The following is a 20,695-nucleotide window of genomic DNA, read 5'->3' on the forward strand; positions in this document are numbered from 1 at the left end:
TGTACATACCGATTCTGGAATGGCTGCTTCCCGTTGGCAAGACTTATTTGGCCGCCCTTCAGGCGTCGTCGCGCAACCGGCGTGCGCGCACGCTGGCCGCGAGGTTTTCCAGCACGGCGATGCTGGTCTCCCAGTCGATGCAGCCGTCGGTGACGGACTGGCCGTACGTCAGTTCCTTGCCCGGCACGAGGTCCTGGCGGCCGCCGACGAGGTGCGACTCGACCATCACACCGACGATGCGCGTATCGCCCGCCGCGATCTGGCTGCCGATGTCCGCGCACACGGGTACCTGGTTCTGCGGGTTCTTGCTGCTGTTGGCGTGCGACGCGTCGATCATCAGGCGGCTCGCGAGGCCGTTGGCGGCGAGCTGCTTGCAGGCGTCCTCGACGCTGGCGGCGTCGTAGTTCGGCGCCTTGCCGCCGCGCAGGATGATGTGGCAGTCCTCGTTGCCCGCGGTCGACACGATCGCCGAGTGGCCACCCTTCGTCACGGACAGGAAGTGGTGCGGCTGCGACGCGGCCTTGATCGCATCGGCCGCGATCTTGATGTTGCCGTCGGTGCCGTTCTTGAAGCCGACCGGGCACGACAGGCCGGACGCCAGCTCGCGGTGCACCTGCGATTCCGTCGTGCGCGCACCGATCGCGCCCCAGCTGATCAGGTCGGCGATGTACTGCGGGCTGATCACGTCGAGGAATTCGGTGCCGGCCGGCAGGCCCAGTTCATTGATGTCGCGCAGCAGTTCGCGCGCCATGCGCAGGCCGTCGTTGATGCGGAAGCTGTTGTCCATGTACGGGTCGTTGATCATGCCCTTCCAGCCGACCGTCGTGCGCGGCTTCTCGAAGTACACGCGCATGATCACTTCCAGCTCGCCGGCGAAGCGGTGGCGCTGCTCGACGAGGCGGCGGGCATATTCCATCGCGGCGTTCGGATCGTGGATCGAGCACGGGCCGATCACGACCATCAGGCGGTCGTCCTGCCCATGCAGGATGCGATGCAGCGCCATGCGCGCCTGCGACGCGACCTGTTCCGCTTCCGGGGTCACCGGGAATTCGCGGATCAGGTGCGAGGGCGGCGTCAGTTCCTTCATTTCGCGGATGCGTAAGTCGTCGGTGCGAGGCATTGCAGTTCTCCGTTCTTGATCTGGTTAAATTCTGGGGCGTAAAAAAAAGACCGCCAGCTCGGCGGTCTTTTGGATTCTTGTGTCGGACTCTGTTCTGTTGCTGCGTGAACCTGCCGCTACTCCACCGCCGTCGGGCTGGAATGGCTAAACCAAAAATAAAAGGTAAAGAAAACGGCGTGGCGCATGGAGAGATTCCGAAGTAGTCGATTGACTATAACAACATTGCTGCGACGTTGGCAAGACTTTATTTGGCCTGTGATCTGTCGGTTACGGTTGCCTATACAGGCGATCGGTTGCATCAACCCGACATCTTTTCCGCCGTGCCGGACACGCTTGAGAGATGTCAGTTGCCCCTTTATGCAAGATGCAAAAGTCGCAACGAGCCCCGGATTGATGCGCACCGGGTCGACCATCCCTCATCGCATTGGAGTCTGGACATGACTGAAACCCCGATATCCCGAACGATCCGACGCCTGTTCGCGGGCGGGGGCGCCATCGGCCTCACGATCCTCGCGCTGCCGGCGCCGGCCCAGGAAGTCGCACCGAAACCCGTCCCGCGCGTCGAGATCACCGGCTCGAACATCCGCCGCTCCGAGGCCGAAACGGCGTCCTCCGTGATCACCGTCAACCGCGCCGACATCGAGCGTTCCGGCAAGGCCACCGTGGCCGAGCTGTTGCAGACGCTGGCCGTCGACAACCAGGGCTCCGTGCCCACCACCTTCGGCAACGGCTTCGCCGCCGGCGCCTCGGGCATCTCGCTGCGCGGCCTGGGCGCGGCGTCCACCCTGGTGCTGCTGAACGGCCGCCGCATGGCCCCGTACGGCCTCGCCGACGATGGCCAGAAGCAGTTCACGGACCTGAACGTGATCCCGACGGATGCCGTCGAGCGCGTCGAGGTGCTGAAGGACGGCGCCTCCGCCATCTACGGTTCGGACGCCATCGCCGGCGTCGTCAACATCATCCTGCGCCGCGACTTCCAGGGCAACACGGTGCGCTTCTCGCGCGGCGCCACCAACGACTGGGACGGCAAGCGCACGAACGTCGCCTTCACCAAGGGCGTCGGCAGCCTCGACACCGACCGCTACAACGTCCTGTTCAGCATCGAGTACAAGAAGTTCGACGAGATCTGGTACCGCGACCGCGCGGACCGCGACTGGATCGGCCGCAACGACCTGCGCCGCTGGGGCTATTCGGCCGACCAGGCGCTCGGCGGTACCGGCGCCATCCTGCCCGGCACCGGCACGGCCGGCAATGCCATCAACGGCAACGTGCGCAATCCGGCCGATCCGACCAATTACTACAACCGCGGCAACCTGGCCGGTCCCGGCTTCGCCCGCACCTTCCCCGGCGCGGCCTGCTCCAACTTCACGAGCCACCCGCAGGGCGATCCCGGCGGCGGCTGCCTGATCGACGCCTCGATGCAGTACAACCAGATCGAGCCGAAGCAGGAAAACCTGAGCTTCTTCCTGCGCGGCACGATGCAGCTGGACCCGGCGCTCCAGCTGTACAGCGAGTTCAACTGGTACACGAGCCAGACGGACACCGCCACGACGCCCTCCTCCGTCAGCGCCTCCGTGGGCTTCCCGGGCGGGCCCGTGAACAATGCCGTCGTCCAGCTCGGTGCGAACCATCCGGACAACCCGTATTTCGGCACGGCCGCGCGGATCCGCTACCTGGCTGCCGATGTCGGGCCGCGCAAGTCCAGCATCGATTCCAACTTCCTGCGCTGGCTCGGCGGCGCCAAGGGCACGCACTACGGCTGGGACTGGGACTCGTCCCTGCTGTTCTCGCACAACCACGTCAACAACAACCAGAACGGCTTCCTGCAGCGCGACGTCGCCTTCGCCCTGCTCGATCCCACCCCCGCCAACATCGCGACGGCGGCGGCGAACAGCCCGGCCTATGCGGCGCTACCGCTGGGTACCGTCTGGCGCATCGCCGAGAACGCGGGCCTGAATTCGCCCGCGGTGTACGCCGCGCTGTCGCCGACCATCGGCAACAGGGCCAACACGAAGATCGGCCAGATCGACTTCAAGGCCACGCGCGAATTCAGCGGCATTCCCTGGCTGGCCGGCAACCTGGGCCTGGCGCTGGGCACCGAGTTCCGCCACGAGATGACGGAACTGCTGCCCACCACCGGCACGGAACGGGGCAATGTCATCGGCCTGGGCTATTCCGCGTATTCCGGCGCCCGCAACGTGTTCGCGCTGTACGGCGAAGGCCTCGCGCCCCTGCCGTTCAACGTGGAAGCGTCGGCGGCCCTGCGCTACGACCACTTCACCGACGTCGGCAGTTCGTACACGCCGAAGTTCGGCCTGAAGTGGACGCCGGTGCGCGAATTTGCGCTGCGCGGCACGTTCGCGCGGGGCTTCCGCGCGCCGAGTCCGGCCGAGAACGGCGTCGGCGGCCTGGCCGCGTTCTCCACCGCGGCCGACCCCGTGCGCTGCGCCCTGGGCGTGACGAACGCCTGCAACCCGGCATCGGTGGCGCTGATCACGTCGCCCAACCCGAACCTGTCGCCGGAACGGTCGAAGAGCTATACGCTGGGCGTCATCTGGGACCCGCTGCCGCGCACGAGCATCTCCGTGGACTACTGGAAGATCAAGCGCAAGAACGAGATCAACCAGGAACAGGTGGACGCCGCCATCGCTGCCGGCAGCGTGGCGCGCGACCCGGGCAGCGTGAGCGGCATCCCGGGCGACCCGGGCCAGATCACGGCCGTGCTGACCCGCTACGTCAACTCCGCCCAAAGCAAGGTGCGCGGCCTCGACGTGGATGCGCGCTACAACCACCGCCTGCCGGAGGCCTGGGGCAATGCCACGTTCGACGTGAAGTACACGCACATCTTCGAATGGCTGCGCACCGAACGGGACGGTACGTCGCGCGAATTCGCGGGCACGCACGGCAACTGCGACGTGACGAACTGCACGGGCACGCCGGCCGACCGTGTCAACATGCGCTTCGGCTGGGACCGCAACAACCTGCGCGTATCGGCCAACGTGAACTACCGCGGCGTGCTGGAAAACCGCTTCTTCCGGGGCGACCCGAGCGGTTGCGCCGTGACCTTTGCCAACGGCGCCGACGCTCCGAACGGTTGCGAACTGGCGTCGTTCACGACGGTCGACCTGGTGGTGCGCTGGAAGCCGCAGCAGCGCTGGGAATTGTTCGGCTCGGTCCAGAACCTGTTCGACAAGATCGCGCCGCTCGACCCGCTGACCTACGGCGCGCAGGCGTACAACCCGCTCGACTACGAGGGTGCGCGTGGCCGCTTTTATACGCTGGGGGCGCGCTACTCGTTCTAAAACATGGCCAAGGAACGTCGCCCCGGCGAAGGCCGGGGCCCAATTTCCTAGTCACCGGGTCCTTCGCCAGGCATCGTGTCAGCCATCAGCCGCAGCTCTTCCGGCGTCAGCTCCTCCGGCTTCTTGCCTTCGAGGCCGTCGAAGTCGGAGGGCTGCTGCGCATCTTGCTGAGCCTGCGGCTGCGCGGGTGGTTGCCCCTGCTGTGCGTTGGTCTGCGGGGACTGTGCTTGATCGTTGGCCATGTTGCGCTCCTTGCGATGGTTAATCGGTCGGAGCCAGTGTGTCACAAGGGCGCATCCGGTGGCGTCCGCATCGGCGCAAGCCGCTCGACCCTGATCCAGCCGCTCGCCTCGCGGCCCGTGCGCGGATTGCGGTACGCGACGTCCGCATAGTCGCCGTACGTGTGGAGGACGGTCAGCACGTCGCCGGGAATGACGAACAGCTGCGGAAGCTTGCACTCGTCCAGCGGCGCGGTGTGGAACCAGGCGCGGCCGGTGCCGGTGATGACGCGCGCGGCCTGCCCGGCGGCCACCGGAAGCCAGCGCGAGGCGGCCGTCAGCTGGGCCGCTTCGCAGCGCGTGAGCACGTTGGTGAGTTCCTTCATGCGGTCCTGCATCCAGACGAACTCGTGCACCTGCGCCGTCGTCTCGTGCGCCAACTGTATGACCAGTCTGTCGCCCGCGCGACGGGCGCCGAACAGGGTCATGCAATCGCCGAACGGCTGCGACATCGTCGCCTCATCGCCGGGGCCAATTTGTAGCAGGGTGAAACGGTGATGGCAGTGCAGGCCCGGCAGGAAGGCGTCCGCAATCACATAGTCGGCGTCATCCTGTACGGAGAGCTTGACGAGGTTGGCATCGCCGTCGACCTGGCCGAGCGGCGCGCCGCGAAAGAGGATGTTGGAACTGTCCGCGTCAGCACCGGCGACGGTGCGCGTCTCGACCGGACCAAATCGGGTCGGAACGCTCGTGCGAGCGTCGGCTGCGGTGCACCACGGATGCATCGACACGACGAGCACGGCGAGGGCAGCCCGGATGAACAAACGCCCGCGCAGGGCGGGCGTCATGTTTGCAAAGGCACTCGCCATCGCTGCGGTTGACGTCAGGCCGTACCGCCGACGGTCACGCCGTCGATGCGCAAGGTCGGCTGGCCCACGCCCACCGGGACGCTCTGGCCTTCCTTGCCGCACACGCCCACGCCCGAGTCCAGGCGCATGTCGTTGCCGATCATCGAGATGCGGTTCATCGTGTCCGGACCGTTGCCGATCAGGGTCGCGCCCTTCACCGGGTACGTCACTTTACCGTCCTCGATCATGTAGGCCTCGCTGGCCGAGAACACGAATTTGCCGTTCGTGATGTCGACCTGGCCGCCGCCGAAGTTCACCGCATACAGGCCGTTCTTGACCGAAGCCAGGATCTCGGCCGGGTCCTTGTCGCCGGCCAGCATGTACGTGTTCGTCATGCGCGGCATCGGCAGGTGGGCGAACGATTCGCGGCGCGCATTGCCCGTCACCGGCATCTTCATCAGGCGCGCGTTCATCGTATCCTGGATATAGCCCTTCAGGATGCCGTCTTCGATCAAGGTCGTGCACTGGGTCGGGTTGCCCTCGTCGTCCATGTTCAGCGAACCGCGGCGGTCCTGCAGCGTGCCGTCGTCGACGACGGTCACGCCCTTCGCGGCGACGCGCTGGCCGATCATGCCGGCATACGCGGACGAGCCTTTGCGGTTGAAGTCGCCTTCGAGGCCGTGGCCGACGGCTTCGTGCAGCAGCACGCCGGGCCAGCCCGGGCCGAGCACGATGGTCATCGGACCGGCCGGGGCCGGACGCGCTTCCAGGTTCACGAGAGCCGACTGCACGGCTTCGCTGGCGTATTTCTCCAGCAGTTCGTCGCTGAAATAGTTGTAATCGTAACGGCCGCCGCCGCCGGACGAGCCCATCTCGCGCCGGCCATTCTGCTCGGCGATGACGGTGACGGACACGCGTACGAGCGGACGGATGTCGGCCGCCAGCACGCCGTCGCTGCGCACGACGAGCACGACGTCGTACTCGCCGGCCAGGCCGGCCATCACCTGCACGACGCGCGGATCTTTTGCACGTGCGATCTTTTCGACACGCTCCAGCAGCGCGACTTTCGCGGTGGCGTCGAGCGAGGCCAGCGGGTCGTGCGGCAGGTACAGCGAGCGGCCGCCGGACGGCTGGACGTTCGCTGCAACCTTCACGCGGCCGGCGCCCGCGCGCGCGATCGTGCGCGTGGCCGCGGCGGCGTCCAGCAGGGCGGCCTGCGAAATTTCGTCGGAGTAAGCGAAAGCGGTCTTGTCGCCCGACACGGCGCGCACGCCGACGCCCTGGTCGATCGAAAAACTGCCGCTCTTGACGATGCCCTCTTCCAGGCTCCAGCCCTCGCTCTTGGTGAACTGGAAATACAGGTCGGCATAGTCGACCTTGTGCGTGAACATGGTCCCCAGCGTCGTGATCAGCTTGCCTTCGTCGAGGCCGAATGGCGTCAACAGGACGTCGCGCGCGACAGCGAGGGAGGAGAGATTCGGTTCGAATGGAGTCATTGCGTCAGGTCTTTCTGATAGGGATGGGGCATTGTGCCATACCTTAAAGTTTGCGGTGTTTCAGTGCCGGCAAACTCTCGCGCACCTTCGCGATGTACCCAGGATCGATCGCGCCGCTGACGACGCCCTCGCCTTCCGGCAACACGTCCTTCACCTCGCCCCACGGGTCGATCAGCATGCTGTGGCCGAACGTGCGGCGGCCGTTCACGTGCGTGCCGCCTTGCGCGGAGGCCAGCACGTAGCACTGGTTTTCGATGGCGCGGGCGCGCAGCAGCACTTCCCAGTGGGCGAGGCCCGTCGTGTGCGTGAACGCGGCCGGCACGACGATCAGCGCGCAATCGCCCATCGCGCGGAACAGTTCCGGGAAGCGCAGGTCGTAGCAGATGGCCAGGCCGACCTTGCCGAACGGCGCGTCGAAGCCGCCGACCGTCTCGCCCGGTACGATGGTGCGGGCCTCGTCGTACGATTCGCTGCCTTTATTAAAACCGAACAAGTGGATCTTGTCGTAGCGGCCGACATGTTGCCCGGCCGGATCGTAGACGAGCGTCGTGTTCAGCACGCGCCCGGCGTCGCCGGACACGAGGGGCAAGGTGCCGCCGATGAGCCAGATGCCGTGCTCGCGCGCCTGAACGGCCAGGAAATCCTGGATGGGGCCGTGGCCCGGCTGTTCCGCGCGGGCGACCTTGTCCGTGTCCGTCATGCCCATGATGGGCCAGTATTCCGGCAGCGTGACCAGTTGCGCGCCGCGCGCGGCGGCGTCCGCGATCAATCGGCGCGCGGTGGCAATGTTCTCGTCCACATTGGGCGTGGACACCATCTGTACGGCAGCGACGGTCGTCTTCATTTGCTTCCCTTCTTGTCCTTGTTGCGGTCCTGCGCGGCCGCTTTCTCGGCGGCGGCGTTCACGGCCGGCGAATTGTCCAGCTTGACGATGTGCGGCGACTTCCACGGTCCCGTCACCTGCATGTGGTAAGTCAGCGCCTTCATGACGGGCGCGCGCAGGAACAGCTGGGCCAGGAAGCTGCCGAGGCCGATCACGGGGTTCACCGCGAGGCCGTACACGAGCGAGCTGGTGCCGAGATTGAATTCCGGGATCACGACGACGTGCAGGTTCGTCGATTCGTGCGCGATGTCGGCCGTGCCGTCCATCAGCACCGTCGCCGCCACGCCATGCATCTTGAGATTGTCCGTGCGCACGACGCCGCGCGTGATCATCGCGTTCGCCGTGATGCCGTCGAAGGCGAGGCCTTCCGAGAACACGTCGTGGAAGTCGAGCTTCAGCATGCGCGGCAGCATCTGCAGGCTCAGCACGCCCAACAGCTTCGCGGCACCCGGATCCTGCTTGAGGAATTGGCCATCCTCGACATTCATCTGGATCTGGCCCGACAGGCTCGGGATGTCGAGCGAGTACGGCAGGCCGGCCCACGAGATGTCGCCGGACAGCGAGCCCTTGCCGTGACGCAGCGTCTCCGGGAAACCCAGGCGGTCCAGCAGGCGGCCGGCGTCGCTGATGTCGAGCGTGAAATTGAGCGCCGTGTTGCTCTTGCCGTCGCGCGTGAGCCAGCGGCCGTTCGCCTTCAGCTGGCCGTCCGGATTCGTCAGCGCCAGCTTTTCGATGCGCCATTCGCGCCCGGCCAGCGCCTGCGCATTGCTGGCCACGAGTTCCAGGCGGCCGAACTGCTTGTTGAACAGCTCGAAGCGGTCGGCCACGATGTCGAGGGCCGGGATGCTGGCGCTCGCGCCCTTGTTCGATTCGAGCAGATCCTTGACTTCGTTCGCGGACGATTCCGGGATCACGAGCGACGCCAGGCGCGCCGTCACCTTGCCGAGGCCCTGGCCCGATTCGGCCCACGTGACGTAGCCGACGACCTGGCGCGAATCGATGCTGGCCTGCCACGTATTGTTCTGGTGCGTGGCGCCGACGACGACGTCGCGCAGCGCCCGCTCGCCGATGATCAGTTCGCCGGCACGGGCGGCCACGATGTCCGGCACGACGTACTGGGCCATGCCGCCGCCGGTTTCAGTGGACGCAGCCGGCGCCGCCTCGCCCGGTCCGGCGATGTCGGCCGCCGCGGCAAGCCAGCGGTCGACGTTCAGCGCCTTCATGTTCACGTTGATCATCATGCCGCTGTCGGGCTCGGGTGCCGGCACGTTGACGCCGATGCCGCCCCGCTTGACGAGCCACGGGCCGTGCGGCTGGCGCTCGCGCACGTATTTCGCGGCCGCGATATTGCCCAGCTGGATGCGGATATCGTCGTGGCCGACGCCGTCCACGCCCGTGGGCTGGCCCGTGAGGACGAAGTGCAGCGGCAGCGCGTCCGGGGCGGGCTTGTTCAGCGGCGCCGGCAGTTCGATGCCGAGGCCGGCCAGGTTGGTGTCGAGGATGATCTGGGTCTGGCGGTCCTTCACCGTGACGGTGCCGCCGAAGCGCGCGCCGCCGGACAGTTTATTGCCCAGGCGCTGCAGCGCCGGCAGGGAACGCGTCTGGCGCATGCCCTCGGCCGTGGCGCTGCCGGCCATGCGGATCTGGATGCTGCCGTCGCGCTGGGTGCCGCCGGACAATTGCAGCGGTCCGCCGAGGAAGCTGGCGCCCACGCCGTTCAGGTTCACGCCGTGTTCGGAAAACTCGATGCGCCCCAGCGCGGCCTCGATCGGCGGCAGGTCGGGGAACAGCACGACCTCGTTGTTCTGCAATTGCAGCGCGCCCTGCACCTTCGCATCGTGCAGGTTCGCGAGCGGCAGGTGCAGCTTCAGGCCCAGCTTCGCCGGGCCGGTCCCCTTGGTGTCCTCGGTGAAATGGCCGATCCATTCGAGCACGGGGCTGGCCGCCACGTAGTGCAGGAACTCGGGCAGCGGGCCGGCGGCCGTGCCGTCGATGTCGAGCATCATCTCGTGGATGCCCAGCTCGGGGATCACGGCCTTCACGTTCGACAGGGCGATGCCCTGCGTGCGTGCCGTGTCGGCGTGGATGTCCATGCGGGCGCGGTCGAACACGATGGACCCGTCGATGTTTTCCAGCAGCGGCCACAGCGGCGCCTTGCCGTCCGCCGCCTTGTGGCCGGGTGCGTACTCGAGCTTGCCGTCTTCGATGCGGCCGCCGACGCGGAACTCGCCCTTGGCGCGCTGCACGGCATTCTCGGCGCGGAACGGGAAGTGAGCCAGGTCGCCGCGCAGGCGCAGGCGCGCGTCGTGCAGCATGCCGCCCTGGAGCGCACCCGTCAGCCATTCGCGCAGGCCTTCCGGCGTCGCGAGCGGCAGCCAGCGGCCGATGCTGCCGATCTCGAAATTGTCGACCGTGCCCGTGAAGTCGGCATTGCCCGGCCCCTGGCCGGCTTTCAACGACAGCACGTGGCGACCCGTCAAGCTCGCCTTCAGCGCGCCCTGGGTCAGGTTCAGGCTGTCGACGTCGACGGCCAGCTGCTCGTCCGCCAGCTGCGTCCAGCGTGCGTGCAGCGCAAATTGATCGAACGGCATTTCCGGATCGGCGAACCAGGCCGGCAGCGCCAGCACGAGCTTGTCGGAATCGATGTCGACGCTGCCGCCATGGTCGCTCGCGTCGATGCGGCCCGACAGATTCCTGAAACCCGGCAGCGCGGGGCGCGCGGGCTGGGCCGGGTGACCATCGGTTGCGGCGAGCTCGGCGCGCGCCGCCAGCGGATTCATGCCGAGGTTCTCGACGTCGCCGCGCACACGGTAGCCGGCGATGTGCGGGAAGCGGCCCTGCCATTCGACGTCGGCGTCGTTGATGCGGCCGCGCGGCGCCAGTTCCGTCAGCAGCTGGCGGTGCGCCGGCGCGATGGGCAGTTGCACGGCCAGCGCAGCCAGCGCGCCCACGTCCAGCTGTTCGGCGCGCACTTCGAACCGTTCCGGCTGGATGCGCGTGGCGGGGCGCCACGACTCGTTCAGGGTGGCCGGCGGCAGCACGACGCCGCTTTCCGTGACGACGGAGAAATTTTCCAGGCCGATCGCATGGCCCAGCGCGCCGAAGGTCGGCTTGCCGTCGTCCACGTTCGGCGCGATGGTCTCGCTGGCCGACAGCCGGCCCGATACGCGCGACAGGGCCAGCGGCGGCGTGTCCGGGCCGAGGCGCGCGCTGACGCCGGCCAGCGCCAGGTCGGCCGTGAACCCGGCCAGGCGGGCGTGGTCGAAGTCGAGCCACGCGCGCACGGAGCCGCGGCCTTCCTGCAGGGTGAACGGATAATCGACGTACTGCTTCCAGGCGGCGAGGTCGGTGTTGCGCAGGTCGGCATACACCTGGCCTTTCCAGCGCCTTGCATCGGACGGCTTGGCGCCGAACGGCGGGTGGGAGAAGCGCGCGCGCAGGTCGAGCGGGTCGCCCGCGCCCGCCGGCGGCGCGGCCTTCAGGGCGAAGCGGTGCGTGGTCCAGCGGTTCTGCAGTACGAGGGTCACGTCCGACAGCGCGAGCGTGGGCGCGGCGCGCAGTTCGTCCGTCCACGTCAGGCGGCCTTCGCGGATCACGACCTCGTGCTGGCGCAGCAGCCAGTCGGCGCCGCCGCCCTCTTCCTTTTTATTGGGATCGATACGCACGCCCGCGACGGCGATGATGCCGTCCGCGCCGCGCCGCACGTCCAGTTCCGGCCGGTTGATTTCCAGCGCCTCGAACCGGGGTTCGGCCGCCACCACCGACCACCACGACACGGTGGCGGACACGGACGGCAACGCCAGCAGCTGGCGCCCGGCGCGGTCGTGCAGGCGCAGGTCGCCCAGGTACAGGTTCGGGCGCAGGCCGCGCCACGATGCGTAGACGCGCGCGATGGTCACCTGGTTGCCCAGCGCGCGGCTGGCGGCCTTTTCGATGTCGGGCTTGTAGTAATCGATGTTCGGCAGGACTGCGTAGCGCAGCACCAGGAACAGCACCGTGAACGCGAAGTAGACGAGCAGGACGGCCTTGATCGTGAAGCCGAGCACATGATGCGACGCGAGGTTCGCATAGCGGTAGCAGGCACGCGCGCGGGCCCAGCGCTCCACCAGCGGCAGCGCGTGCGTCTGGGGGTGCGCCTGCTCATGCGCGTTGGGCTCGCGCTGCGCCTGCGGTTCCGGGTTGTGCATCAATAGCGTCAAAAGACTCGCCGAGTGTCAGGGACCTCGCAAACCTGTTGCGCGTTGCAGATTCGGCCTGCGATGCTCGCTGTACATCCGTACAGCTGCGCTTCTCTGCCAAATCTGCCGCCGCTCACGACGGTTTTCGAGGTGCCTTGTTGTTAATCTGTAAATAAAAGAGAGCGCTTGCAACATCCGCGGCGTCTACCTTAACATCGTGCTGACCCAGGGCAGCATGGCGGGCAATTTTACCCCATAGCAAGCGTCCCGAAACGCACAACTCGTCTGGAATTCGCCTCATGCTCCATGCTTTCCCTTTCCAAGCTTCTTCGCAGTCGGCCGCGCAGATGTCGCGCTATTACCAACGCTGGCTCGCCGCCGATCCGGCCCGTGCCGGGCGCGTCGATACCCTGTCCGCATTATCGCTGGCCTCCCTCGATTTCGGCGCAGCGCTGGCGACCGAGGCCGCGACTGGTCCCAACGGCACGGTCCTGCCGACAACGCGGGCCATGCGCCGGCTGCGCAACCTGCTCATCTGCACCATCATCCGGCGCGACCTCGACGGCCAGGCCGACCTGGACGAAGTCGTGACCGCCATGAGCCGCTTCGCCGATTTCGCCGTCCAGACCCATCTCAACGAGCTGATGGCGGAGATGACCGCGCTGCACGGCGAGCCGGTCGGCGCCGATTCCGGCCGCCCGCAGCAGATGATGGTGCTGGCGATGGGCAAGCACGGCGGCGGCGAACTGAACGTCTCGTCGGACATCGACCTCATCTTCGTCTACCCCGAGGACGGCGATACGAAAGCCGGCCCCGGCCAGAAATCCCTGTCCAACCACGAATTCTTCGTGCGCCTGGGCCGCAAGCTGATCGCCGCGCTGTCCGAAGTCACCGAGGACGGTTTTACGTTCCGCGTAGATATGGCACTGCGTCCAAACGGCAAGTCGGGCCCGCTCGTGGCGAGCCTGAACATGGTCGAGGACTACCTGATCGTACAGGGGCGCGAATGGGAACGTTATGCGTGGGTCAAGGCGCGCGCGGTCACCGGCGATCCGGCCGACATCGCGGCCCTCGACGCCATCGTGCGGCCGTTCGTGTTCCGGCGCTATCTCGACTTCGGCGTGATCGACGCGATCCGCACCATGCACGCCCAGATCCGCGCCGAGGTCAACCGCCAGGAGCGCCTGCATCCGGAGCGCAACCAGAACGTCAAGCTGGGCCGCGGCGGCATCCGCGAGATCGAATTCCTCGCGCAAGTGTTTCAATTGATCCGCGGCGGCCGCGACCCGGCGCTGCGCGAGCGTTCCACGCGCAAGACCTTGCGCCTGCTGGCCGAGCGCGAACTGCTGGCTGCGGACACGGTCGAGCAATTGCTTGAAGCTTATACATTCCTGCGCAACCTGGAGCACCGCCTGCAATACCTGGAAGATGCCCAGACGCACACGATGCCCGTCGCGCCGGAGGATCGCAACACCGTCGCGCGCATGATGGGCATGGCCGACGAGGCCGAACTGCTGGCCCGGCTGGACGCGTGGCGCGCGTTCGTCGCCGCCCAGTTCGATGCGATCTTCGCGGACAAGGCGGCAGGCAGCGAGCCCGTCGACCCGGACGCGCTGCTGACCGATCCGGACAACCGCGACGCCATCGCCGACCGCCTCGCGAGCCTCGGCTTCGACGACCCGCAGGCCGGCGCGAACCGCCTGGTCGCCACATGGCAGGCGCCCAAGCTGCAGACGTTGCCGGAAGCGAGCCGCCACCGCCTCGTCGCCCTCGTCAACACGGCGCTGACGCAGATCCCGAACGTCGTCGCGCAGGCGGGTGCCGGCAGCCACGCGGCCACGCTGGGCCGTTTGCTCGATTTCTTCGAAGCCATTGCGCGCCGCTCAGCGTACCTGTCGCTGCTGACGGAATATCCGCACACGCTGGAGCGGGTGCTCCGCATGATCAACGCGTCCGGCTGGGCCGCCACGTTCCTCACCCAGCACCCGATCCTGCTGGACGAGCTGCTGGACGACCGCGGCAACGCGGCCGAGGATCTGCCTTCGCTGGCGGCGAGCCTCGCGGCCCAGCTCGACGCGGCCACGGGCGATACCGAGCGCCAGCTCGACATCCTGCGCGAAGCCCACCACGCCCAGATGTTCCGCCTGCTGGCGCTGGATCTCGCCGGAGAACTGTCCGTCGAACGCCTGGCCGACCACCTGTCCGCGCTGGCCGACCTGATCGTGTGCGAGGTCGTGCGCCGCGCCTGGCGCACGATCGCGTCCCGCCACGTGGAAGTGCCGCGCTTCGCCGTGATCGCCTACGGCAAGCTGGGCGGCAAGGAACTGGGCTATGTGTCCGACCTGGACGTCATCTTCCTGTTCGACGACGACGACGACATGGCGCCCTCGAACTACGCCAAGCTGGCCCAGCGCTTCATCACGTGGATGACGACGCATACGCCGGCCGGCATCCTGTTCGACATCGACACGGCGCTGCGGCCGGACGGCGCGTCCGGCATGCTCGTGTCGTCCGTGGGGGCGTTCGAACGCTACCAGCAATCCTCCGCGTGGCTGTGGGAGCACCAGGCCCTCACGCGCGCCCGCTTCTGCGCGGGCGACACCGGCATCGGCGCCCGCTTCGAGGCGATCCGCGAACAGGTGCTGCGCCAGGACCGCTCGGGCCGCGAAGCCGAACTGCGCGAGGAAGTCGTCAAGATGCGCCAGCGCATGCGCGACGCGCACCCGCCCCGCGACGAACGTTTCGACCTGAAGCACGACGAAGGCGGCATGATCGACATCGAATTCATCGTGCAATACCTCGTGCTGCGCCATGCGGCCGCGTATCCGCAGCTGACGGCGAACGTCGGCAACATCGCGTTGCTGAAGCTGTGCGGCACGCTGGGCCTCATCGACATGGCCCTGGCCGATGGCGCCGCCGTGGCGTACCGCGCCATGCGCAAATTGCAGCACCAGGTCCGCCTGCAGGGCCAGGAAAATGCTCGCGTGGAACGCAGCCTCGTCGCGAAACATGCCGATGTCGTCGTGCGGCTGTGGCACGACTGCTTCCACGTCTGACGCTATCCCGAGCGTCATTTCGCTCGGGAATTTGCTATTCCTTAACTTTTCCTCGCGAACATATTTACGGCTTGATTCTCGTCAATACATAAGCCACCGGTATGACTAACGTTGCATGATCTGCAGCAATGTCTACATCGGAGACTCAATGTCACAACGAAAGAGAATCGCATTGGCCGTGCCCCTGGCGTCGCACTACTGCAGCGGCGCACCCGTCGCCCCGCAGCGGCCGGTCGGTCCCCTGTCCACGTGCGCGACAACCAGTCGTTTTGACCTTTCAAGAAATTTTGCCTGTTGTACAAATGTAACAGTCTAAAAAGCGTGCAAATCCTCTTGCACCAATCTGATGCATTCCTGCCGTAAAAGAATGTTGCACTTATTCCAGCGATCTGTAGGCGGTTCTACGCCCAAACTGATGCTTTCGGCATAGATTCATGTCTGTACACAATATTTGTTGCCGTAAATATGGGCAACTCTGTTGATTTTATTGTAATTACGCAAACTCGCAACACCCACAAATATGCATCCTTGAACATTGACAGGCTGCCACGGTGGATGCTTCCATTGCCAGCTTGAAAAAAAATGTTAACCACATTGCTTTCAAAACAGTCGCTTTGCAGCGACGGCCTCACACGGCTGCTGCTACCCAGTTCGCCGTGCCCTAACCTAGGAGTTTTGTAACCATGATGGAAAAAGTCTTGTCCCGCTCGATCCGCCTGATCTGCCTCGGCGGCGTCGCGCTCGGGATGCACGCGGCTTACGCGCAAGAGACCCAATCGGCGCCCCTGCAGCGCGTCGAAGTGACCGGCTCGCGCATCCGCCAGGTCGACCTGGAAACGGCACAACCGATCCAGGTCATGACCCAGGAACAGATTCAAAAGACGGGTCTCGTGACCGTCGGCGACATCCTGAACCAATTGTCTTCCGCCGGTACGCCGGACTTCGACCGCGGCGGTTCGCTGACGTCGAACCGTGAGAACGGCGGCCAGTACATCAGCCTGCGCAACCTCGGCTCGAACCGCCTGCTGGTCCTGGTGGACGGCAAGCGCTGGACCCAGTCCGTCGACGGCTATACCGACATGTCGACCATCCCGTCGGCCATGATCGAGCGCATCGAAGTCCTGAAGGACGGCGCCTCGTCGATCTACGGCTCGGACGCGATCTCGGGCGTGGTCAACATCATCCTGAAGAAGCGCATGGATGGTGGCCAGCTGAGCATCTACAGCGGCGCCAACGACAAGGCCGACGGCCGCGCGAAGGACTTCTCGCTGACCTACGGCGCCAGCTCCGACAAGGCGTCGCTGATGGTCGGCCTGTCGCACACCGAACAGGGCACCGTGTGGGCCCGCGACCGCGACATCACCAAATACCCGAAGGGCCCGGCTCACCCGACCGCCGGCCTGGGCGCAGGCCCGTGGGCTGAAGTCCTGCCGGCCAACGGCGATGCCTTCGACTACGTGCTGAACCACACCGGCGGCGCCGGCGGCAACGGTATGGGCACGGGCTCGGATCCGCGCAACACGGCCAACTACCACGACTGGAAGAGCAGCATCGTCGAGGACAAGTTCAACAGCGCCTCGCAGATGATGTTCCAGATGCCGAACCGCCTGGACACGCTGTTCACCAAGGGCACGCTGGAACTGCCGTACAACATGCAGCTGAGCACGACCGCGATGTATTCGCAGCGCCAGTCGTCCGCGCAGGTCGCGGGCTATCCGCTGCGCAGCGATGCACAGCCGAGCTACCCGGTCTACATCGACAAGGACAACTACTACAACCCGTTCGGTGAAGACCTGTACTTCATCCGCCGCACCGTCGAAGTGCCGCGCGTGACGGAAAACACCAACAACACGTTCCACGTCGACACCACCCTGTCGGGCAACTTCGACTGGCAAGGCAAGGCCTGGAACTGGGACGTGGGCTACAACCACAGCGCCGTCCGCGGCACGACCATGGGCACCGGCAACGTCAACCTGCTGAACCTGAAGAAGGCGCTGGGTCCGTCGTTCCTGAACGCCAGTGGCGTCGTCCAGTGCGGCACCGCGGCCTCGCCGATCCCGCTGGCGGAATGCAAGCCGTTCAACATCATCGCCGGTCCGGGCGCAGCCAACAAGGAAACCCTGGACTACGTGATGTCGACCGGCCAGGCCACCTATGGCTCGACCATCAACAGCGCGACCGCCAACATCAGCGGCGAACTGCTGCAGTTGCCGGCAGGCATGCTGGGCGTGGCAGGCGGCGTCGAACACCGCGAAGTACGCGGCTACGACATCCCGGGCCAGTTCGAGCAATCGGGCTACTCGACCGACCTGGCCGGCAACTCGACCATCGGCAAGTACTCGGTGCGTGAAGCCTACCTCGAAACGAACATCCCGATCCTGAAGGGTGTGCGCTTCGCGGAACTGCTGAGCGTCGACCTGGCAACCCGCTACTCGGACTACAGCAACTTCGGCAACACCCACAACAGCAAAGCCAGCTTCATGTGGAAGCCGATCAAGGACGTGCTGGTCCGCGGCACGTGGGCACAGGGCTTCCGCGCACCGACCGTGGGCGACACGTTCGGCGGCGGCCAGCAGACCTACGACACGTACATGGACCCGTGCGACAGCCTGTACGGCCAGCGCGGCACGCCGGGCGTCGATGCACGCTGCACGGCGCAAGGCGCACGTCCGGGCTTCCGCCAGACCGACCAGACCAACACCCCGATCACCGACGCGGGCGGCGCACAGAGCGCCAACCCGTTCATGTCGGGCGCCGGCAACGCCTCGCTGCAGCCGGAACGCGCCAAGACGAAGACCTTCGGCTTCGTCTACAGCCCGGCCTTCCTGCCGGGTCTGTCGGGCTCGCTGGACTGGTACAACATCCGTGTCGACAACCTGATCACCGGCATCTCGGCCACCCAGGTCGCCGAATACTGCTACGTGCAGGGTGTTCAGTCGTTCTGCAACGCGATCAAGCGTGACCCGGTCACCGGCCAGATCACGAACCTCTCGCGCGGCAACGCCAACCTGGGCGCGCTGGAAACCGAAGGCTACGACCTGTCGTTCGCCTACCGCTTCAAGCGTGGTGCCTATGGCGCCTTCGGCGTGCGTTCGGACTCGACCTTCGTGACCAAGTACCGCACCAAGGCCGACAACACGGCCGACTGGGAAAGCTCGCTGGGCGAATACGACGGCAGCGGCGGCGTCGCCTACTACCGCGTGAAGTCGAACGTCGCGCTGGACTGGAGCCTGGGCAACTGGAGCGCCACCTGGACGGCCCGCTACTTCGGCGCGATGCGCGACAAGTGCTACAGCAGCACCGTGGAATGCTCGACCCCGCAAGGCCACGCCAACTGGGGTACCGGCTACAACAAGAAGGGTGCGATGGTCTACAACGACGTGAGCGTCGCCTACAAGACCTCGTGGAAAGGCCAGATCATGGTCGGCGCCAACAACATCTTCGACAAGGAACCGCGTACCACCGTGCTGGGTGCGTCGTCCTCGTCGGCTGTGGACGCCAACCTGCCGATCGACCGCTTCATCTACGTGCGTTACAACCAGGCCTTCTGATCACGCAAGTGACAGCCTGAACAATGCCCGCCGGGTTCGCCTGGCGGGCATTTTTTTTCGTGCATCGGCTATCATGAGCGATCGGTGCACACTCAACGAACCATGCCTATCAAACTCAAGACTGACAAAGACATCGCCAAGATGCGCGTCTCCGGCCGCCTGGCGGCCGAGGTGCTGGAAATGATCGCGGAATACGTCGTCCCCGGCGTCTCCACGGAAGAACTCGACCGCCGCTGCAACGAATACATCCGCAAGGTGCAGAAGGCCACGCCCGCCAACGTCGGGTACCACGGCTTTCCGAAGACCCTGTGCACGTCCGTGAACAGCGTCGTCTGCCACGGCATCCCCTCCCCCGCCGAGATCCTGCGGGACGGCGACATCGTCAACATCGACGTCACCGTGATCAAGGACGGCTGGCATGGCGACACGAGCCGCATGTACTTCGTCGGCACCCCAAGCCCGGAGGCAAAGAAACTCGTCGAGACGACGTACGATGCCATGATGGCCGGCATCCGCGCCGTGCGCCCGGGCGCGCGCCTGGGCGACGTGGGCCATGCGATCCAGAAGCTGGCGGAAGCCCAGGGCTATTCCGTCGTGCGCGAATACTGCGGCCACGGCATCGGCAAGGTCTATCACGAAGACCCGCAGGTGCTGCACTACGGCCGCCCGAACACGGGCATGCTCATCAAGGAAGGCATGACCTTCACCGTCGAGCCGATGATCAACCTGGGCGACGCCGACGTCGAACAGCTCGACGACGGCTGGACCGTCGTGACGCGCGACCGGTCGTTGTCCGCGCAGTGGGAACACATGATCGCGGTGACGAAGAACGGGTTCGAGATCCTGACGCCCTGGCCCAAGACGAAATAACGGTACGCGGACGTTGTGGTGGGCACGGGGTGCCCACCCTACGTGCGGCCGTAGGGTGGGCTCCCCGAGCCCACCAACAAAAAACGCTCCCGAGGGAGCGTTTTTCGTTGGGTGGTGCGGATTACTTGGCGTTCATCAGCGCCACGGTGGTGTCCAGCATGCGGTTGCTGAAGCCCCACTCGTTGTCGTACCAGGACGAGACCTTCACCAGGCGGCCCGACACCTTGGTCAGGGTCGCGTCGAAGTTCGACGATGCCGGGTTGTGGTTGAAGTCGACCGACACCAGCGGCTCGGTGTTGTACGTCAGGATGCCTTTCAGCGCGCCTTCCGATGCGTCCTTCATCAGCTTGTTGATCTCTTCCACCGTCGTGTCGCGCTTGGCGATGAACGACAGGTCGACGATCGACACGTTGATGGTCGGCACGCGGATCGCGTAGCCGTCCAGCTTGCCGTTCAGTTCCGGCAGCACGAGGCCGACGGCGGCAGCGGCGCCGGTCTTGGTCGGGATCATCGACTGCGTGGCCGAACGGGCGCGGCGCAGGTCTTCGTGCATCACGTCGGTCAGAACCTGGTCGTTCGTGTAGGCGTGCACGGTGGTCATCAGGCCGTTTTCCAGGCCGATGGCGTCGTTCAGCGGCTTGACCAGCGGGGCCAGGCAGTTGGTGGTGCACGACGCGTTCGAGATCACGGTGTCGGTCGACTTCAGCACGTCCTGGTTCACGCCGAACACGATGGTGGCGTCGACGTCCTTGCCGCCCGGTGCCGAGATGATGACCTTCTTGGCGCCGCCTTTCAGGTGGGCCGAGGCTTTTTCCTTGGTGGTGAAGAAGCCGGTGCACTCCAGCACGACGTCCACGCCCAGCTCGCCCCATGGCAGTTCGGCCGGGTTACGCTGCGCGTACACGCGGATGCGGTCGCCGTTGACGATCATGTAGTCGCCGTCCACTTCGACGGTGCCCGGGAACTTGCCGTGGGTCGTGTCGTAACGGGTCAGATGGGCGTTGTGCTCGACGTTGCCGAGATCGTTCAGCGCCACGATCTGGATGTCCTGCTTCTTGCCGCCTTCGTAGAAAGCGCGCAGCACGTTGCGGCCGATACGGCCATAACCGTTGATTGCTACTTTGATCGTCATTTATTCACTCCTGATTAAAAAAATCCTAACACCGAAGCATA

The 20,695-nt window shown here is 65.8% G+C and carries 11 protein-coding genes; 4 read left to right on the forward strand and 7 right to left on the reverse strand.

Going from position 1 to position 20,695, the window contains the following annotated elements; translation table 11 throughout:
- Positions 1–58 precede the first annotated feature (58 nt).
- A complete protein-coding gene (gene aroG / locus ACL58G_RS29830; protein WP_056123286.1) occupies positions 59–1,120 on the reverse strand; it encodes a 3-deoxy-7-phosphoheptulonate synthase AroG in 1,062 nt (353 codons plus the stop codon).
- Between the two features lie 437 nt (positions 1,121–1,557).
- Here aroG and ACL58G_RS29835 point away from each other — a divergent pair, with 437 nt between their 5' ends.
- Positions 1,558–4,422 carry a TonB-dependent receptor gene (locus ACL58G_RS29835; RefSeq protein ID WP_440964063.1) on the forward strand — a complete coding sequence of 955 codons (2,865 nt, stop codon included), beginning with the start codon at positions 1,558–1,560 and terminating at the stop codon, positions 4,420–4,422.
- A gap of 47 nt (positions 4,423–4,469) precedes the next feature.
- Here the strand turns inward: ACL58G_RS29835 and ACL58G_RS29840 are convergent, their stop codons facing one another.
- The 5 genes from ACL58G_RS29840 to ACL58G_RS29860 are packed head-to-tail and all read right to left on the reverse strand — an operon-like array spanning position 4,470 to position 12,054.
- A complete protein-coding gene (locus ACL58G_RS29840) occupies positions 4,470–4,664 on the reverse strand; it encodes a hypothetical protein (RefSeq protein WP_440964064.1) in 195 nt (64 codons plus the stop codon).
- Positions 4,665–4,705: 41 nt separating this feature from the next.
- Entirely contained in the window at positions 4,706–5,488 is a 783-nt protein-coding gene (locus ACL58G_RS29845) for a hypothetical protein (RefSeq protein WP_440964065.1), read from the reverse strand.
- A 35-nt stretch (positions 5,489–5,523) separates the two neighbouring features.
- Positions 5,524–6,984 carry a metalloprotease TldD gene (gene tldD, locus ACL58G_RS29850; RefSeq protein WP_056123277.1) on the reverse strand — a complete coding sequence of 487 codons (1,461 nt, stop codon included), beginning with the start codon at positions 6,982–6,984 and terminating at the stop codon, positions 5,524–5,526.
- 43 nt (positions 6,985–7,027) lie between these two features.
- A complete protein-coding gene (locus ACL58G_RS29855) occupies positions 7,028–7,828 on the reverse strand; it encodes a carbon-nitrogen hydrolase family protein (RefSeq protein WP_440964066.1) in 801 nt (266 codons plus the stop codon).
- Positions 7,825–12,054, reverse strand: a complete 4,230-nt coding sequence (locus tag ACL58G_RS29860) for a YhdP family protein (RefSeq protein WP_440964067.1) — start codon at positions 12,052–12,054, stop codon at positions 7,825–7,827. Before ACL58G_RS29860 ends, ACL58G_RS29855 begins: the two co-directional genes overlap by 4 nt.
- Positions 12,055–12,344: 290 nt before the next feature.
- On the opposite strand from ACL58G_RS29860, the gene glnE reads away from it, so the two are divergent.
- The 3 genes from glnE to map all read left to right on the forward strand — a co-directional run bounded on the left by glnE (position 12,345) and on the right by map (position 19,522).
- Positions 12,345–15,101 carry a bifunctional [glutamate--ammonia ligase]-adenylyl-L-tyrosine phosphorylase/[glutamate--ammonia-ligase] adenylyltransferase gene (gene glnE / locus ACL58G_RS29865; protein ID WP_440964068.1) on the forward strand — a complete coding sequence of 919 codons (2,757 nt, stop codon included), beginning with the start codon at positions 12,345–12,347 and terminating at the stop codon, positions 15,099–15,101.
- A 683-nt stretch (positions 15,102–15,784) separates the two neighbouring features.
- The gene (locus ACL58G_RS29870; RefSeq protein WP_413387051.1) at positions 15,785–18,652 is read left to right on the forward strand and encodes a TonB-dependent receptor plug domain-containing protein; all 2,868 of its coding nucleotides are present in this window, start codon (positions 15,785–15,787) and stop codon (positions 18,650–18,652) included.
- Between the two features lie 102 nt (positions 18,653–18,754).
- On the forward strand, positions 18,755–19,522 hold the full coding sequence (map, locus tag ACL58G_RS29875) for a type I methionyl aminopeptidase (protein WP_413387050.1): 768 nt from the start codon (positions 18,755–18,757) through the stop codon (positions 19,520–19,522).
- 121 nt (positions 19,523–19,643) lie between these two features.
- On the opposite strand, the gene gap is transcribed toward map, so the two are convergent.
- Positions 19,644–20,654, reverse strand: coding sequence for a type I glyceraldehyde-3-phosphate dehydrogenase (gene gap / locus ACL58G_RS29880; RefSeq protein WP_259448910.1), 1,011 nt, complete (start codon positions 20,652–20,654; stop codon positions 19,644–19,646).
- Positions 20,655–20,695 lie beyond the last annotated feature (41 nt).

Source organism: Massilia sp. GER05 (genome assembly GCF_052056005.1).
Taxonomy (GTDB): domain Bacteria; phylum Pseudomonadota; class Gammaproteobacteria; order Burkholderiales; family Burkholderiaceae_D; genus Telluria; species Telluria orientalis.

Bases quoted from the DNA above. Each gene is read 5' to 3' on its own strand.
- aroG (WP_056123286.1), bottom strand. From the start codon at position 1,120: ATGCCTCGCACCGACGACTTACGCATCCGCGAAATGAAGGAACTGACG.
- ACL58G_RS29835 (WP_440964063.1), top strand. From the start codon at position 1,558: ATGACTGAAACCCCGATATCCCGAACGATCCGACGCCTGTTCGCGGGC.
- ACL58G_RS29840 (WP_440964064.1), bottom strand. From the start codon at position 4,664: ATGGCCAACGATCAAGCACAGTCCCCGCAGACCAACGCACAGCAGGGG.
- ACL58G_RS29845 (WP_440964065.1), bottom strand. From the start codon at position 5,488: ATGACGCCCGCCCTGCGCGGGCGTTTGTTCATCCGGGCTGCCCTCGCC.
- tldD (WP_056123277.1), bottom strand. From the start codon at position 6,984: ATGACTCCATTCGAACCGAATCTCTCCTCCCTCGCTGTCGCGCGCGAC.
- ACL58G_RS29855 (WP_440964066.1), bottom strand. From the start codon at position 7,828: ATGAAGACGACCGTCGCTGCCGTACAGATGGTGTCCACGCCCAATGTG.
- ACL58G_RS29860 (WP_440964067.1), bottom strand. From the start codon at position 12,054: ATGCACAACCCGGAACCGCAGGCGCAGCGCGAGCCCAACGCGCATGAG.
- glnE (WP_440964068.1), top strand. From the start codon at position 12,345: ATGCTCCATGCTTTCCCTTTCCAAGCTTCTTCGCAGTCGGCCGCGCAG.
- ACL58G_RS29870 (WP_413387051.1), top strand. From the start codon at position 15,785: ATGATGGAAAAAGTCTTGTCCCGCTCGATCCGCCTGATCTGCCTCGGC.
- map (WP_413387050.1), top strand. From the start codon at position 18,755: ATGCCTATCAAACTCAAGACTGACAAAGACATCGCCAAGATGCGCGTC.
- gap (WP_259448910.1), bottom strand. From the start codon at position 20,654: ATGACGATCAAAGTAGCAATCAACGGTTATGGCCGTATCGGCCGCAAC.